We start from the raw sequence: 15507 nt of genomic DNA, 5'->3' as shown, positions 1-15507 counted from the left end.
AACCATCATGCGCGACAGAAACTTCCTGGTTGAGAACAACGCCAAGCCGATCTGGCACCCGATGGCCCATCCCGCCGAGATGCGGACGCAGCCGCCGCGGATCGTGATGAAGGGCGAAGGCGTCGAGGTCACCGACATCGACGGCAAGACCGTGATCGATGCGGTCGGCGGCCTCTGGAACGTCAATCTCGGCTACAGCTGCGATCCGATCAAGAAGGCGATCGCAGACCAGCTCAGCGCGTTGCCCTATTATTCGGGCTTTCGCGGCACCTCGAACGGTCCCTCGATCGAGCTCGCCTATGAGCTCACCGAATGGTTCAAGCCCGAAGGCATGGTTCGGGCCTTCTTCACCTCGGGCGGATCGGACTCGGTCGAGACTGCGCTGCGGCTGGCCCGGCAATACTGGAAGATCAAGGGCCAGGCCGACCGCACCAAGTTCCTGGCGCTGAAGAAGGGCTATCACGGCACCCATTTCGGCGGAGCTTCCGTCAACGGCAACGCCAATTTCCGCCGCAACTATGAGCCGATGCTGCCCGGCGTCTTCCATATCCCCGCGCCCTCGACCTATCGCAACCCGTTCAACGAGACCGATCCAGCCAAGCTCGCGCAGCTCTGTGCGGCGGCGATGGAAGAGGAGATCGCATTTCAGGGCGCCGACACCATCGCGGCCTTCATCATGGAGCCGGTGTTAGGCGCCGGTGGCGTGATCGTGCCGCCGGACAGCTTCATGAAGCTCGTGCGCGAGATCTGCGACCGTCACGGCATCCTGATGATCGCGGACGAGGTCGTCACCGGCTTCGGACGCACCGGCGCATGGTCGGGCTCGCGGCTCTGGGGCGTGAAGCCCGACATGATGACGATGGCCAAGGCGATTACCTCCGGCTATTTCCCGCTCGGTGCGACGCTGATCGGCGAGCAGGTCGCGGAAGCCTTCGAGGCCGATACCACGACGTTCGGCTCGATCGGCCATGGCTATACCTATTCGGGCCACCCGGTCGGCTGCGCCGCGGGCCTTGCGGCGCTCGCCGAGACCCGCCGCCTCAAGCTCGACGAGAATGCCGCCGCGCGCGGCGAGGACCTCGCACGGGCGCTGGCCGCGCTCAAGGCCAAGCATCCGCTGGTCGGCGACGTCAGGGGCAAGGGCTTGATGGCCGCGCTTGAGCTCGTGGCCGATCGCGACAGCAAGAAGCCTGCCGACAAGAAGACGATGGCAAAGGTCGCAGATGTCGCCTACGAGGCCGGCGTGATGCTGCGCGTCTCCGGCAACAATCTGATCCTGTCACCGCCCTTGATCCTGACGTCAGCCGACGTGAAGCGGATCGCCGAAGGGATCGACACCGGCCTCTCAGCGGCCGGCTGACAGTGCGCTGACGCAGGCCATGGCGCGCTCGAACGGCGCGCCATCCGCCGCGTTGCGGTCGAGGCAGTCGGCCAGCGATGCGGCCGACATCGTCTGAACAGTGCAAAAGATCCGCATGAAGTCGGCCGCGAGCGCGACCTTGCGCGGCGCCGGCTGCCGGTCCCAGTCGCTGCTGCTCAAATAGAGCAAGGACGCATCGTCAGCGCTTTCGACCGCGGCGCCAAGCGCGGCCGGCCCTGTCGCCAGCAACGTCAGCAGCGCGCCGGCCACCGCTCCAGCGCGATCCGCGCGGCCCCTCATTTGGTGTCCTGGCATTCACCATCGGCGGCACGTCGAGCGCGGGATTGCGATCGAAGAAGTTGAACGGACGCAGCCGGAAGCCGTGCCACAGGCCGGGCATCACAGGCCAATCCTCGGCACGCGGCACGTGGCGGAAACCGACCGTGTACCAGAGCACGAGGTCGCGGTCCTCGATCGGCCGCTTCGCCGCGGTCCATTTCGGCAGGCCGTCGACCTCAGGGTTCTCATTCGGATACATGCCCGCGGCGTAGCGCTCATCCCTGGCGTAGGCCGAGGTCCACAGCGTGTAGGCGCTGAAGCCGGCGCGCAACTGGATCGGGTCGTCCTTGGCGAGCAGCGAGACGTCGGAGTGGCCGGGCATGATCTGATAGCTCGTGCGGTAGCCCTGCTTGTTGGTCTTGCCCGTGCTCTCGATCCTGAATTGCGCCGCGCTCAGCGGCGTCGTGACCGGCCCCTCGGTCGCAACCGGCCTGGTGTCGACCTGCCACAGGCTCTTGCGCTGGCCCTGCTCCAGCCGGCGAACGCTGAAGCGATCCTCGACCAGCCGGTTCGAGGCGCCGTCGACGTCCATGTCGATCCGGAACGTCATGTAGTGATCGTGATTGACGGCAAGCAACCGCTCGTCGACCAGCGTTCCGTAGGCGGTATCTTGCGCGGCCGTCGGGTCGCTCAGTGTCCGACTTGCGACGCCCTTGGTGGCATCGATGCCGTAGGCGCCGAGCCGGACATCGATATTGCCGGCGCGGTCGAACACGTAGTCCACCAGATAATCGTAATTGCCGACCACCGGCGCCATCCGCACCACCAGCTCGTTGTTCGGCCGCACCTCGGCGGTGCTGTTGAGCAATTCGCTATGGCGCCAGATCGGATCGCCGGTCGGGCGCTCGAAGATGCAGACCGCGCCCTTGGAGACGACCGGATTGCCCTTGGTGTCCGCGATCGTCAGATCGAGATAATGCGCGCCTTCGGGACAATCCACGCCGCGCTGCAATTCGCTCGACAGCACGCCGAAGCCGTACTCGCCGATATCCATGTAGGCGCGGAACGACCAGGTCGGCGCCGGATCCATATAGGGCACGAACATCTCGCTTGCGGACATCTGATAGGCGATGTCGCGGAGCGTGCCGTGGTCGTCGTAGCGGATCAGCGACAGCACCGCGCCGACGCGCGGCTCGAGACGGACATGGAACGACCAATTGTCCCAGTGGACCTGGCCGCCCTCCACCTTCACATTGCTTCCCTCGGGTGCGGCGATCTCGATCGGCTTTGGCGGCCTGCGGTATTTTCCGGAGTCGACATAGGCGTGCGACGGCGTCTGCGCCGGCGGCGGCACCACGCCGAGATCAGTCACCGACAGCACCGTTTTGCTCTTGAGATCGACCTGGGCGACCAGGTTCTCGATCGGCTTGCCCCAGAGATTGTTGGCGGCGCCCGTGGTGTCGACGCAGGGCACGTTGAGCAGGCGACGGCCTTTCAGGGCCGGATCGGTCACCGGCCCGACCGTCAGCGGCAGGCACAGCACATTATGGAAATCGGTGATGCCACGCTTGGCCATCGCAGCGATCCAGCGCGGGTCCTGCTTCGGCAGATCGCCGGCCGACATCAGCTCGTCGATGGTCAGCGCGGCCTCATGATCCCTGATCTCATCCCAGCCGGCGAGGCTGCGCGCGGCGAGATCGATATGCGCCTCGTAGAGATGGCCTCCGCTCAACAGCGTCACGTTGGCACGGCGCGCGAAGGGCTGGCCGGGCTTCCATGCCCGCACCTCGTCCTTGGTGTCTTCGTCGACCGTCATGGAGACGACCCGCGCCGCATCGTCGAGCTTGCCGGCGCCGCGGAGGATCTCGGAGACCGAACGGATTTCGTCCGTGGTCAGCCCGTCCATCGGGTGCGTTGCGGCCGCCTGCGGCCACATCCTGCGCTCAGCCTGCGCCGGCAGCGGCGCCGCCAGTGTCGCTGCAACCAGGCCGGCCAATGCCAATCCGCCATGCCGGGAAATCGGAGCCATCACGCCCTCCACTCAAAGCCAGAACGGTCAGAATACAAGCAAAGGTGACGGCGTGAAGGCCCGCTTCATCCGGTAACCCGTTCCGACGCGGCTGGCAGGATGGTCGCCGTAGCCGGCCGCGGCGCAGCGCGGTGGACATCGAGCAGCCGGACGCCGAGGCGATCGCGCAAGGCCGGCCAGATGCCGCGCGGCGCCACGATCATCACGACGACGGCGATGATGCCGAGCCCGACCAGATACCAGCCGCCGGACAGGCCGAGCGGGCCGGTCATCAATTCGCGCAGGCCGAAGAAGATGATGACGCCGAGGATCGGACCTTCCAGCGTTCCGATGCCGCCGATGATCACGATGAACATCATGTAGACCGACCAGTTGACGTCGAACGCCGCCAGCGGTGCGATGAACAGATTGCCCATGAAGCTCAACGCACCGGCAAGCCCGCATCCCGCCGCCGAGAGCACGAAGGCGATGAAGCGGTTGTGGCGGACGTCGACGCCGACGCTCATCGCGGCGAGATCATTGTCGCGCACGCTCATCAGCCCGAGCCCGAAGCTCGAGGTCATCATCTTGTACAATGCCGCGATGGTGACGAGCGTCAGGCCGCCTGCGAGCCAGAACATGGTCGGCTCGAACCAGTCGAAATCGATCAGCTTGCTGGTGGCGAGCGGCATACCCGAGGTGCCGCCGACCGCCTGCGATTTCATCGTGAAGGCGCCGATGATCTCGGCGAACACCCACATCGCGATCGAGAAATAGGCGTCGCGCAAGCGAAACAGCGGAAACGCGATGATCGCAGCGACCGCCGCCGCCACCAGCGGCGCCACCGGCAGCACCCAGATTGGCGTGACCTCGAGCCAGCCGGAGGTCAGGAACAACGCATAAGCGCCGAAGGCGATGAAGACCTGATGGCCGAGCGAGACCAGTCCGGCATAGCCCGCCAGCAGGTTCCACATCTGCGCCATCGTCAGCAGCAACAGGCACTCGGTCGCAAGCCGCAGGAAGCCCTCGTTGAGCACGAAGGGCGCGCCGGCGATGACAGCGACGAGCACGATGACGCAGGCCATGAGAATTGTCCGAGTCGGCATCGGCGTCACACCCTGCTCGACACGAGACCCGACGGGCGGATCAGCAGCATGATGAAGAACAGGAGATGCGCATAGAGCAGCCCTGCATTCGGGTCGATCTTCAGCCCGATCAGTTGCGCCATGCCGAGCGCGATGCCGCCGAGCAGCGCACCCCAGAACGAGCCGAGCCCGCCGAGCACGACGACCTCGAAGGCGATCAACAGCCGCTCGGCGCCCGAGAACGGCGTGAAGCTCGACCGCACCGCAAGCAGCACGCCGCCGATCGCGCCGAGTGCGAGCGACAGGCCCATGACGTAATTATAGACGCGGTCCGGCTTGACCCCGGACAGCCGGACGATGTCGCGGCGGTCGGCGGTGGCGCGCACGATCCGCCCGAACTCGGTACGGCGCAGCACGAGCTGCAGCGCCATGAACAGCAATGCGGCGAGCACCAAGGTCAGCAGCGGCATGATGCCGATGTTGAGGCCGGCAATCTCGAGGCTGGCGCGCGACAGCTCGCCGACCTGGAGGCTGCGCACGTCGGCGCCGAAGATTTCGACCATGACGTTGCGCAGGATGACCGAGACGCCGAAGGTCAGCAACAACGGCGACAGCGGATCGGGCGACGTCACCACGCGGTTGACGATGAGCGCCTGGTAGAGCCAGCCGACCGCAAAGGACAGCGCGATCACCGGGACCAGCATCAACAGCGGCGAGACCTGCGGAAACATATTGGACAACAGCACGGCGCAGAACGCGCTCAGCACCATGAACTCGCCATGGGCGATGTTGACGACGCGCATCACGCCGAACACCAGCGCGAGCCCGATGCCGAGCAGGCCGTAGAGCCCACCCAGCAGGGCTCCGTTGATCAATGTCTCAACCCAGATCATGTCATGCCAATCCTGGCTAGTTTCCGAAATAAGCGTGTGTCAGCTGTTCCGGCTGCAAGCCTTGCGCCGGGCCGGTCAGCGACACCCGCCCCTTCAACAGGCAATAAATCCGCTCCGACGTCGCGAGCGCGCGCTTGACGTCCTGCTCGACCAGCACGACGGCGGTGCCCTCGCGGCGGATGTCGGCAAAGGAGCGATAGATCTGCTCGACCACGACCGGCGCCAGCCCGAGCGAGATCTCGTCGCACAGCAGCAACCGCGGGTTCGACATCAGCGCGCGGCCGATCGCCGCCATCTGCTGCTGGCCGCCGGAGAGCTGTCCGGGAAACATCCGTCGCCGCTCTTCCAGGATCGGGAACAGGTCGAACACCCGCCGCAAGGTCCAGCTGCCCTTGCGCCGGTTGACACTGCCCATCAGCAGGTTCTCCTCGATGGACAGTGAGTCGAACAGCAACCGCCCCTCGGGCACCATGATGAGCCCGAGCCGCGAGACGTCCTCCGCCGGCATCTGCGAGATGTCCACGCCGTCGAAATGCACCGCGCCACGCCGCTCCTCGTTGAGCCCGACCAGCGCCTTCAGGAACGTCGACTTGCCGGCACCGTTGGCACCGACCAGCGCCACCGCCTCGCCGTCCGCGACGGTGAAGTTCATGTCGAACACGGCCTGGAGATCGCCGTAGAAGATCTGCAGGCCATTCACATCAAGCAACGCCATCGGCCTTCAATCCCATATAGATTTCACGCACCACCGCGCTGTCCATGACGTCAGCCGGCGGTCCTTCCAGCACCTTGCGGCCGAAATCGAGCACCAGGATCCGATCCGACACGGCACGCAGCGCGTGCGGAATGTGCTCGATCCAGATCATGGCGTGGTCTGTTTTCACCGACTTGATGATGGCAACGAGGCGCTCGACCTCGGGCTCGGTCAGACCGGCCGCGATCTCGTCGAGCAGGATCAGCTTGGGCTTCGAGGCCAGCGCCTTGGCGAATTCCAGCCGCTTGCGGTCGATCAGCGGCAAGGCGCCCGCGAGCTTGTCCGCCTTGCCGTCGAGCCCGGTCCGCTGCAGCACCTCCATGGTCCAGCTCGACGCCGCTTCGCCATAGAGGCCTGCGCCGTAGGACGCCGCGACCAGCGCGTTCTCATAGACCGAGAGATGCGGAAACGGCTGCGGGATCTGGAATGCCCGCCCGAGCCCCAGCCGCGCCCGGCGATGCGGCGGCAGACCTGATATCTCCGTGTCGTCCAGCATGATCGAGCCGCCGTCGGCCCTGAGCAGGCCGACGATCAGGTTCAACAGCGAGCTCTTGCCGGCGCCGTTCGGGCCGATCACGCCGAGGCACTCGCCGCGCGCCAGCTCGAAGCTGACATTGTCGGCGACCACGATCTCGCCGAAGCGCTTGAAGAGCCCGCCGACGCGCAGAAGCGGTGCCATCTCAGGCCAGCTTGGAGAGCAGCTGGAGATCGGCCTGCTTCGGGATGAACGGCGCCGTTCCGTTGTGCACGATCAGCAGCTCATACTTCGACTTGCCGCCCTTGGTCTTGCGCCATTGCCCGCCCGACAGCGAAGTCACCGCGACGTTCTTGATCGGCGTTCCCTTGAACTTGACCGGTCCGACCACGGTCTCCATGTCGAGACCGGCAATTGCATCGCGCAGGGAGTTCTTGTCCTTCGGGTCGCTGTTCTGCAATGCGGCGAGCGCGACCTCCCACAGGGCATGCGCGTAGCCGATCGGCTGGGTCCACTGCTTGCCTGTGGTCTTCTCCCACTCTGCCGCGAGTTCGGCGGCGCTCTGTCCGGTCAGCGACGACTTGAACGGATAGGCTGGCGTCCACCACACCTCGGTCGACATGCCGTCGCCGCGATCGCCGAGCGCGTTCACCGCGCTCGGGAACAGGAAGGCCGCCGCAACGGTGCAGATCTGCGGCTTGAAGCCGGCCTGCGCCGCCTGGTTCCACAGCGTCACCCAGTGATTGCCGTAGGTGAAGCCGGAGACGATATCGACGCCGTTGCTCTTGAACGACGACACCTGGTTGGTGAAGTCGTCGGTCGCGATCTGGAATTTTCCGGCTGAGAATTCCTGATAGCCGGCCCCCGCAATGCCGCCGGGCAGACCGACCTTCGGATCGGAGAACGCCTGGCCGGCGGGATTGTCGATATAGAGCGTGCCGACCTTCTTGTTGGTCTCGACCGACTGCCACATGCCCATGAAATTCTTCACGACGTCGTCGGCGCCCCAGAAGAAGTGATAGCTGTAGGGGAACCCCTTGTCGGGCGTCGACTTGCGCGGGAACATCCAGCCTTGCCACGGCACCATGGTCGAAATCGACGGGATGCCGCGGGCATCGGCGAGCTCCTGCACCGGGGCCTGCGCGTCACCGTCCTCGATCAGGATCAGGTCGCATTTCTCGCGCAGCACCAGTTCGCTCGCCACCACCGACGAGCGGTTCGGATCGGACTGATTGTCCTTGAAGACGAACTCGACCTGCCAGGTCTTGCCGCCGATCTTCAGGCCATCCTTGAGCCGGGCCTTGATGCGTTCATGGATCCAGGTGTCGGGCTCGGCAAACGGCGCGCGGACGCCGGAGAGACAACCGACCCAGCCGATCTTGATGGTGTTGCCCGCGGCCCGTGCGACGTTGACCAGCGGCACATTCATCGCCGAAGCGAGGCCGGTGGCACCGGCCGCCTTCAGCAGCGTGCGCCGGTCGAGCCGGCCGGGCGAAAGGTTCGTCTTTGAATTCTCAGTCATGTCCCACTCCCCTCAACAATTGATCTACATTCTAAATTCACGCCTAGGCCGCGGATCGCTGGATCGCCGCACGGCTCACCGCGGCGAATTTGCACAAGGTGCTCTCGATGATCTGGCGCGGGATGCCGCGCACGATGAAGACCAGACGCGAGCGCCGGTCCGCCGACGGCCAGCCGGCAAGCGTGATCGGCGGTTGGAACACGTGCTGCACGCCATGCACCACCATGGGCGCATCCGGCTGCTCGGCGACATGCACGATGGCCTTGAAGCGCAGCAGATCCTCGCCTTTGAGCGCGGCGACATAGTCGAGCCAGCGTGCGAACGCCTCGCGCTGGATCGGCTCGTCGATAACAAGGCTATAGGATGAGACACCGGCATCGTGCGCGTGGTGACTCTGGTGACCGCAATCTCCACCATCGCAATCCTGGTCGCCGTGATGATGCGGCGCGTTCGCGGCCTGCGCTGCCAAATCGAACCAGCGCACGACATCGGCTGACCGCGCCGACGGATCAAACAGCCCGGCATCAAGGACTCTGGCCGGATCGACGATCCCATCCCGGACGTGATGGCGAGCCGCGACCGGATTGATCGCCGCAAGCTGGGCATCGAGCCGTGACAGTTCGTCATCGGCGGCAAGATCGGTCTTGGTTACGAGCAGCCGATCAGCGACCGCGACCTGCCTGACGGCCTCATCATGCGTCTCGAGCGTACGCGCGCCGTTGACGGCATCGACGGTCGCGACCACACCGTCGATCCGGTACCGACCGACGACATCGGGCGCCGTCATCAGCGTGTGCAGCACGGGCACGGGATCGGCGAGCCCGGTGGTCTCGACCAGGACGCGGTGGAACGGCGGGATCGTCCCTGCCGCACGGCGTGACGCAAGGTCAGCCAGCGTCTCGATCAGGTCTTCGCGCACCGAGCAGCAGATGCAGCCATTGTCGAGCAGCGCGAGGCGATCCTTGCTGCTCTCGACCAGAAGATGATCGAGCGCCACCTCGCCGAACTCGTTGATGATGGCGACGACGCCGTTGAGCTCCGGCTGGCGCAGCAAATGGTTCAACACGGTGGTCTTGCCGCTGCCGAGAAAGCCGGTGAGCACCGTGACCGGGATCTGGTCCACCGCTGCCATCACGCGCCCCGCTCGTAGACCTTGCGGCCCTCGAAGAAGGTCATCTCGACCCGCGTATCGGCAAGCTGATCCTGCGGGATGTCGAAGATCATCTGGTCGAGCACGATCAGATCGGCCGATTTGCCGACCTCGATCGAGCCGATCGATTGGCCGAGCCCGGCCGCACGGGCGGCGTCGATGGTGTAGATGTCGATCACCGTGGCGAGATCGAGCGCCTGCTCCGCCCACAGCGATTTGCCGGGAAAATCCCCGGTGGGATTTTGCCTTGTCACCATGCCCTCGATGCCCTGCCAGGGATCGGGGATCGGGATCACCGGCCAGTCGGAGCCGCCGGCCATCAGCGCGCCGGCCTCCTTCAAATCCTTGTTCGGCCAGAAGCGCTGCGCGCGCTCCTCGCCCATCGCGGCCTTGTGCGCCTCGAGGAAGATGGTCGGATACCAGATGATCGGCGACAGATCGGCGGCGACGCCGAGCTCGGCGAAGCGCTTGATGTCATCGGGCGCGATGTAGCTCGCATGCGCGATGTGATGGATCAGATGGGTCGGCCCGTTGAAGCTGCGCACCACATCGATGGCGTCGAGTGCCTGGGTCACCGCGGCATCGCCGGCGCAATGGATCTTGGCGGCCAGGCCGAGCTTCTCGCAGCGCCCGAGCCAGCGGATCAGGTCCGGCACCGTCAGCATGGTCGCGCCGCGGAAGCAGCAGCCGCGCACGGGATCGGCGACATATGGCTCGTGGAAGGCCGCGGTCTTGGCGCCCGGCACGCCGTCGAGGAACACCTTCACATAGTCGGGCTTCACATGGGCGCCGCGGTAGTCCTCGCGCAGCGCAAACAGCTCCTCGCCGGCCTTGCCGAACATGAAGCCCGGCTCGACCACCGGCATCGCGCAGACCGCCCAGGCGGTGAGCTCGCCGCGGTCGTCGAGCCCCTTCAGCGCCGCCATGATCGGCTGCATGCTGGCGGCATCGATGAAGGCGGTGACGCCATAGGCATTCAGCACCGAGATCGAGCGGGCCACAGCCGCGCGGTCCATCTCGGCTGTGTAGTGACCGGAGGCCGCGAGCGCGCGCTCGACCAGGCCCGAGGCGGCCTCGATCATGATCCCGGTCAGCGTTCCGGTCTTGAGGTCGCGGCCGATCTCGCCGTCGGTCGGGTCCGGAGTGTCGGCCTGCACGCCGGCCAGCCGCAGCGCCGCCGAGCTCGCCCAGCGATTATGATAGGTGTCGTCGCGCAGCACGACGGGATGTCCAAGGCACGCCGCGTCCAGCAGCGCACAGGACTCGGCCGTGTTCATCTCGTTCAGCAGATTGTTGCCGAACTGCCCACCGACGATCCAGGCGCCGGGCTTAGCCGCTGAGGCGGCCTTGTGCAGGGTCTCGGCGATCCTCGGCACGCTGTCGGCGTTGGAGAAGCGCAGCTCGTAGAGATCGGCCTGCCCGCCCATCATGATGTGATTGTGGATGTCGACGATCCCCGGCATCGCCATTCGTCCACCGAGATCGACGGTCGCAGTCCCCTCACCGATAAGCGACGCGACGTCGTGCTCCTCGCCGACGGCGATGAACCGGCCGGCTTTGATCGCCGCGCACGCCGCCCAGGGCTGCGCCCGGTTCGACGTGTAGATCCGACCGTTCCGGAAGACCGTGTCGGCGAATGTCCTGTTCATACGGATCAACTTCTCGATTGGGAAAGCCTGGAGCGATCACTGTGCGGTGCACAGCGGCCGAACCGCGCACGACACCAGCGTGACGCCAAACGTTCGGCATGTCGGCATTTGGAACAATCCACCGTCCGGTGGATGCTCCGCCGCCTCCCCGCGAGCGCAGGGCCTTTGCGCATTGCCTGCCTCCGCAGGGGCGCACTGCAAAATATCGAAAACAACCCCATGCAAAGGAGCCGGCGGCGTGCCGGCATTCGACATGGCGACTTGACATGTCGGGCAAATCAGCGATCTAATTCTATTAATCCGAAGCCTTGCGAGGCACTTCAGAAACCCAGCGCCAACCCGTCCTTGCGGTGGTCGGAGGCGCCGAACAGGACACCGCGCGCGTGGTCGATGCGGATCGCCTGGCAGCCGCCGATCGGCTCCTCGGAGAAGCGGGCCTCGTGACCACGGGCACGCAGCTCGTCGCGGATATCAGGCGATATCGTCGTCTCCAGCGATAGAGCGCCATCGAAGGCAAAGGAGCGCGGCGCCTCGGCGGCCGCCTGGATGTCCATCTTCAAATCGAAGATGTTCGAGATCAGATTGGCATGGCCGGCGGCCTGGTAGTGCCCGCCCATCACGCCGAACGACATCACGGTCCTGCCATCCTTGCGCAGCAGGCCCGGAATGATCGTGTGCATCGGGCGCTTGCGCGGCCCGAGCGAATTCGGATGTCCCGGCCTGGCGCGGAAGCTCCAGCCGCGGTTGTGCAGCAGGATACCCGACTTCGGCGCGTAGATGCCGCTGCCGAACGGATAGAACAACGAGTTGATCAGCGAGACGGCGTTGAGGTCACGGTCGACCACCGTGACATAGACGGTATCGCGATGCTCGATATCGTCCCAGGCCGCGGGTGCGGAGGCGCGGCCCATGTCGACCTTGCTGCGGATCCTGCCGATATAGTCTTCGGCCAGGAATGCAGCCGGATCGACCTTGCTGGTCGTTGGATCGCAGAAGAAGGCGTCGCGCGCGCGGTAAGCGGCTTTGGTCGCTTCGGCCAGCAGATGGATCCGATCGGCCTGCGCGAGTGCTGCGACATCGAAGCCTGCCAGCGTCCGCAGGATCATCAGCGCGGCCAGACCCTGCCCGTTCGGCGGACACTCGACCACGTCGTGATCATGGTAACGCGCCGAGATCGGCCGCACGTAATCCGAGCTCTGCGCCGCGAAATCGTCGGTGCTGTGGGCTCCGCCCAGGGCGCGCAGGACGTCCACCATCTCATCGGCGGCCTCGCCCGCATAAAACGCCTCGCACCCGTGCTGCGCGATCCGGCGAAGGGTGCGGCCAAGCGCAGGTTGGGTCCGGATGTCGCCGACGTCGGGCGCTTTGCCGCCTGGAAGGAACTGCGCCGCCGCATTGGGATCGATCTCGATCCGGGCCCGGAAGCGGCGCCAGTCCTCGGCGACGCGCGGCGTTACGCAAAAGCCCTGCTCGGCTGCCGCGATCGCCGGTCGGAAGATCTCCTCCAGCGACCTGCTGCCGTGATCGGCGACCAGCCGGCACCACGCGTCGATCGCTCCGGGCACAGTCACCGCCTCCGGAGCAGTCGGCGGAATGTCGCGCGCCCCGCTTGCGGAATATTTCTCGACATCGGTACCGGCCGGCGTGCGGCCGGAGCCATTCAGCGCGATCGGCTCGCCGGCTTTGGGCGAATACAGCGCAAAGCAGTCGCCGCCGATCCCGGTCATCTGCGGCTCGACCACGCCCTGCACCGCGATCGCCGCCACCGCGGCGTCGACGGCATTGCCACCGGCCTTCAGCATCTCGACTGCGGCCAGCGTCGCCTGCGGGTGCGAGGTTGCGGCCATGCCACGCTCGGCAACCGCCACCGAGCGGCCGATGGCCATGAAATCACGCATGTCGAATCCTCTGATATTGCGCGCGGCGGCCGCTCGCCAACATTGTCGAATACGACATCGGTCCTTGGGGGATTCTCGGTTGGCCGTGCGGTGAGCGGCAATCCACCTAACGGTGGATCGGGTGGATGCGCTGCGAGAATGCGGATGTATGATTCACCGGGCGTGCCACACACTCAAACGTCGTCCCGGCGAAGGCCGGGACCCATTACAACGAATGCGAATAGTTGCGCGGCGCCGTAGCCACAGCGTTCTTCAACAACACAGCCCTGTGGTTATTGGTCCCGGCCTTCGCCGGGACGACGTTGGAAAGAGCCGTGAACCCGCGCCCTAATGCGGCCGCGACATCAGCGCTACGACGGCGGAGCGGGTCTCGACGCCGAGCTTCTCGAAGATGTGGATCAAATGCGTCTTCACCGTCGCGAGACCGATGCTCAGGCACTCGCCGATCTCGCGGTTGGTCCGGCCGCAGCATAACAGCTCGACGACCTCCATCTCGCGCGAGGTCAGGCCGTAGCGCGGCGGTTCGTCGGCGCTCGGGGACAGGCGGCTGGTCAGGTTGAATTCGAGATAGTCGTGGATCTTCTCGGCAATGTTCATACTGCCGTCGGGGATGGTGCAGCCCGGCGCCCACAGCACGCTCATGCCGGCCACGATCCGGTCGTTGCGGCGGAAGAAGAACTCGATCATGTCGGCAACGCCGCATTGACCGGCGAAGGCACGATAGGTCGCCGCCTCCTGGGTCGCGCATTGACTCAGCGCGACGCTCAGCCGGGCAATCGGCCGGTTGCTCGCCGAGCGCGGATGCAGCGGATCGAGCCGGTTCATGCCGGCGAGATACTGGTCGTGGAAGCTCGGCGGGACGTTGCTGCTGAGCACGAACCGATTGAGGGTCAAATTGCCGTCGACCTCGTAGAACGCGGTCGCGGATCCCTCGAGAATTCCTCGCGCGAACTGAATGGCTTGCGTGGTTGCCGGATCCGGTCGGCCCAGAAGCGCGATCATGACCTACCTCCCGATGTTTCCCGATGGCGAACGTCTGCGCGTCGCGTGCCCGTCACGCTGGGGCAGCCGCAGGCCATAGTCAAGCAAATTGCGGGCCAAGCGCACATCCTGAAACGGTTACGCCGAAGTAACCCGGGGCCCCCCTCCACCATCCGGTTGATTGCGAGTGACACGGCGCATGCGGAACTTTCGCACGTCCCCCAATGGCATCGCTGGAACAAGAATGAATTCGCGTCGCATCATGGCCGCCTTCCCGTCAGCGGCCGACGAACAGGTCACGCTCGCAAACTGGCGTCAGCATCCGTTCAACGAATGGGCATTCCGCAATGTCCGCGAACTGCTGCCGACCGCGAACATCGCACGCGCGGCCGCACCCGCCCCGCTGTCGTTCGCACCGCGCTATCTCGACGACGTCAGCTTCGCCGACCCGCGTGGCGAGACGGTTGATGTCGCAAAGGCGCTGCGCACGAGCCACACCGACGGCATCGTCGTGTCGCATCGCGGCGAGATCGCGTTCGAATGGTATGCGCACGGCCTGACCCCGGACACGCCGCATCTGATCTTCTCGGTCAGCAAGTCGGTCGCCGGCACGCTCGGCGGCATCCTTGCCGATCACGGCAAGCTCGAACCCGACGCGCCGGTGACGCGCTATATCCCGGAGATGGAAGGATCGGTCTATGGCGGCAGCTGCACGGTGCGGCATCTGCTCGACATGAGCGTCGGCATCCGCTTCGACGAGGACTACATGGCGCGCGATGGCGACGTCATGAACTACCGGCGCTCGACCGGCTGGGAGCTACCGGATCCGGCCGTCCCGCCGAGCAATCTGCGCGACTATCTGCGCACGCTGCGGCCAAACGGCGCGCCGCACGGCGAGACTTTCCACTACGTCTCGACCAACACCGACGTGCTCGGCTGGGTCTACGAGCGCGCCTGCGGCATGTCCTATGCGAAGATCCTCTCGCACTATCTATGGCAGCCGATGGGTGCCGAGCACGACGCCTACATCACGGTCGACTCGCGCGGCGCGGCGCGCGTCGCCGGCGGCATCTGCGCGACGCTGCGCGATCTCGCCCGGTTCGGAGAGATGATGCGCAATCACGGCATCAGCAACGGACGCCAGGTCGTGCCCAGCTGGTGGGTCGACGACATCAGGCAGAACGGCAATGCCGAGGCCTGGTCGCGCGGCGACCTGACCAAGGTGTTCCCGAACGGCAATTACCGGAACAAGTGGTACACGCTCGACCGGCGCGAAACGCCGTTTGCGGCCGTCGGCATCCATGGCCAGTGGATCTACGTCGATCCGGCCAGCGAGACCGTGATCGCGCGCGTCTCCTCGCAGCCGCTGCCGATGGATCTCGATCTCGATCATATGTGGATGCGCGGCTACCGCGCGATCGCGGCGAGGCTCAGCGACAAGGCCTGACGGCTT

Annotated in this window: 13 protein-coding genes; 2 read left to right on the top strand and 11 right to left on the bottom strand. The window is 65.6% G+C overall.

All coding sequences use genetic code 11. The features are described 5' to 3' along the window. Nucleotides 1-7 precede the first annotated feature (7 nt). Entirely contained in the window at nt 8-1360 is a 1353-nt protein-coding gene (locus tag H8A92_RS03120) for an aminotransferase class III-fold pyridoxal phosphate-dependent enzyme (protein ID WP_229194394.1), read from the top strand. Here H8A92_RS03120 and H8A92_RS03115 read toward each other — a convergent pair. The 11 genes from H8A92_RS03115 to H8A92_RS03065 all read right to left on the bottom strand — a co-directional run bounded on the left by H8A92_RS03115 (nt 1346) and on the right by H8A92_RS03065 (nt 14075). Further along, on the bottom strand, nt 1346-1549 hold the full coding sequence (locus H8A92_RS03115) for a hypothetical protein (RefSeq protein WP_229194393.1): 204 nt from the start codon (nt 1547-1549) through the stop codon (nt 1346-1348). The two genes, H8A92_RS03120 and H8A92_RS03115, sit on opposite strands and share 15 nt — an antisense overlap. A 10-nt stretch (nt 1550-1559) precedes the next feature. Further along, nucleotides 1560-3668, bottom strand: coding sequence for a copper amine oxidase (locus tag H8A92_RS03110; protein ID WP_229194392.1), 2109 nt, complete (start codon nt 3666-3668; stop codon nt 1560-1562). A gap of 65 nt (nt 3669-3733) precedes the next feature. Then, nucleotides 3734-4753, bottom strand: a complete 1020-nt coding sequence (locus H8A92_RS03105) for a branched-chain amino acid ABC transporter permease (RefSeq protein ID WP_229194391.1) — start codon at nt 4751-4753, stop codon at nt 3734-3736. A gap of 5 nt (nt 4754-4758) precedes the next feature. Continuing rightward, complete coding sequence (locus tag H8A92_RS03100; RefSeq protein WP_229194390.1) at nt 4759-5625, bottom strand: branched-chain amino acid ABC transporter permease; 867 nt, start codon at nt 5623-5625, stop codon at nt 4759-4761. A gap of 16 nt (nt 5626-5641) precedes the next feature. Then, nucleotides 5642-6340, bottom strand: coding sequence for an ABC transporter ATP-binding protein (locus H8A92_RS03095; protein ID WP_163154470.1), 699 nt, complete (start codon nt 6338-6340; stop codon nt 5642-5644). Beyond that, nucleotides 6327-7058: an ABC transporter ATP-binding protein gene (locus H8A92_RS03090; protein WP_229194389.1), complete on the bottom strand. Its 732-nt coding sequence runs from the start codon at nt 7056-7058 to the stop codon at nt 6327-6329. The genes H8A92_RS03095 and H8A92_RS03090 overlap by 14 nt, the downstream gene beginning before the upstream one ends. A gap of 1 nt (nt 7059) precedes the next feature. Further along, on the bottom strand, nt 7060-8376 hold the full coding sequence (locus H8A92_RS03085) for an ABC transporter substrate-binding protein (protein WP_229194388.1): 1317 nt from the start codon (nt 8374-8376) through the stop codon (nt 7060-7062). A gap of 43 nt (nt 8377-8419) precedes the next feature. Continuing rightward, complete coding sequence (locus H8A92_RS03080; RefSeq protein ID WP_229194387.1) at nt 8420-9508, bottom strand: CobW family GTP-binding protein; 1089 nt, start codon at nt 9506-9508, stop codon at nt 8420-8422. Next, on the bottom strand, nt 9508-11175 hold the full coding sequence (locus H8A92_RS03075; RefSeq protein ID WP_229194386.1) for an amidohydrolase: 1668 nt from the start codon (nt 11173-11175) through the stop codon (nt 9508-9510). Before H8A92_RS03075 ends, H8A92_RS03080 begins: the two co-directional genes overlap by 1 nt. A gap of 320 nt (nt 11176-11495) precedes the next feature. After that, on the bottom strand, nt 11496-13073 hold the full coding sequence (locus H8A92_RS03070) for a gamma-glutamyltransferase family protein (RefSeq protein ID WP_229194385.1): 1578 nt from the start codon (nt 13071-13073) through the stop codon (nt 11496-11498). 327 nt (nt 13074-13400) lie between these two features. Then, nucleotides 13401-14075, bottom strand: a complete 675-nt coding sequence (locus tag H8A92_RS03065) for a helix-turn-helix transcriptional regulator (protein ID WP_229194384.1) — start codon at nt 14073-14075, stop codon at nt 13401-13403. A 223-nt stretch (nt 14076-14298) separates the two neighbouring features. Between H8A92_RS03065 and H8A92_RS03060 the strand changes: the two genes are divergently transcribed. After that, nucleotides 14299-15501 carry a serine hydrolase domain-containing protein gene (locus tag H8A92_RS03060; RefSeq protein WP_229194383.1) on the top strand — a complete coding sequence of 401 codons (1203 nt, stop codon included), beginning with the start codon at nt 14299-14301 and terminating at the stop codon, nt 15499-15501. The last annotated feature ends 6 nt before the right edge of the window (nt 15502-15507 follow it).

Origin of the sequence: Bradyrhizobium acaciae, from assembly GCF_020889785.1 — a bacterium.
GTDB classification, from domain to species: Bacteria; Pseudomonadota; Alphaproteobacteria; order Rhizobiales; family Xanthobacteraceae; genus Bradyrhizobium; species Bradyrhizobium acaciae.
This window is presented reverse-complemented; position numbering and strand designations above follow the sequence as displayed.

Coding starts and splice junctions, on each gene's coding strand:
- H8A92_RS03090 (WP_229194389.1), bottom strand. CDS start 7,058: ATGGCACCGCTTCTGCGCGTCGGCGGGCTCTTCAAGCGCTTCGGCGAG.
- H8A92_RS03120 (WP_229194394.1), top strand. CDS start 8: ATGCGCGACAGAAACTTCCTGGTTGAGAACAACGCCAAGCCGATCTGG.
- H8A92_RS03075 (WP_229194386.1), bottom strand. CDS start 11,175: ATGAACAGGACATTCGCCGACACGGTCTTCCGGAACGGTCGGATCTAC.
- H8A92_RS03060 (WP_229194383.1), top strand. CDS start 14,299: ATGAATTCGCGTCGCATCATGGCCGCCTTCCCGTCAGCGGCCGACGAA.
- H8A92_RS03105 (WP_229194391.1), bottom strand. CDS start 4,753: ATGCCGACTCGGACAATTCTCATGGCCTGCGTCATCGTGCTCGTCGCT.
- H8A92_RS03100 (WP_229194390.1), bottom strand. CDS start 5,625: ATGATCTGGGTTGAGACATTGATCAACGGAGCCCTGCTGGGTGGGCTC.
- H8A92_RS03065 (WP_229194384.1), bottom strand. CDS start 14,075: ATGATCGCGCTTCTGGGCCGACCGGATCCGGCAACCACGCAAGCCATT.
- H8A92_RS03080 (WP_229194387.1), bottom strand. CDS start 9,508: ATGGCAGCGGTGGACCAGATCCCGGTCACGGTGCTCACCGGCTTTCTC.
- H8A92_RS03085 (WP_229194388.1), bottom strand. CDS start 8,376: ATGACTGAGAATTCAAAGACGAACCTTTCGCCCGGCCGGCTCGACCGG.
- H8A92_RS03110 (WP_229194392.1), bottom strand. CDS start 3,668: ATGGCTCCGATTTCCCGGCATGGCGGATTGGCATTGGCCGGCCTGGTT.
- H8A92_RS03070 (WP_229194385.1), bottom strand. CDS start 13,073: ATGCGTGATTTCATGGCCATCGGCCGCTCGGTGGCGGTTGCCGAGCGT.
- H8A92_RS03095 (WP_163154470.1), bottom strand. CDS start 6,340: ATGGCGTTGCTTGATGTGAATGGCCTGCAGATCTTCTACGGCGATCTC.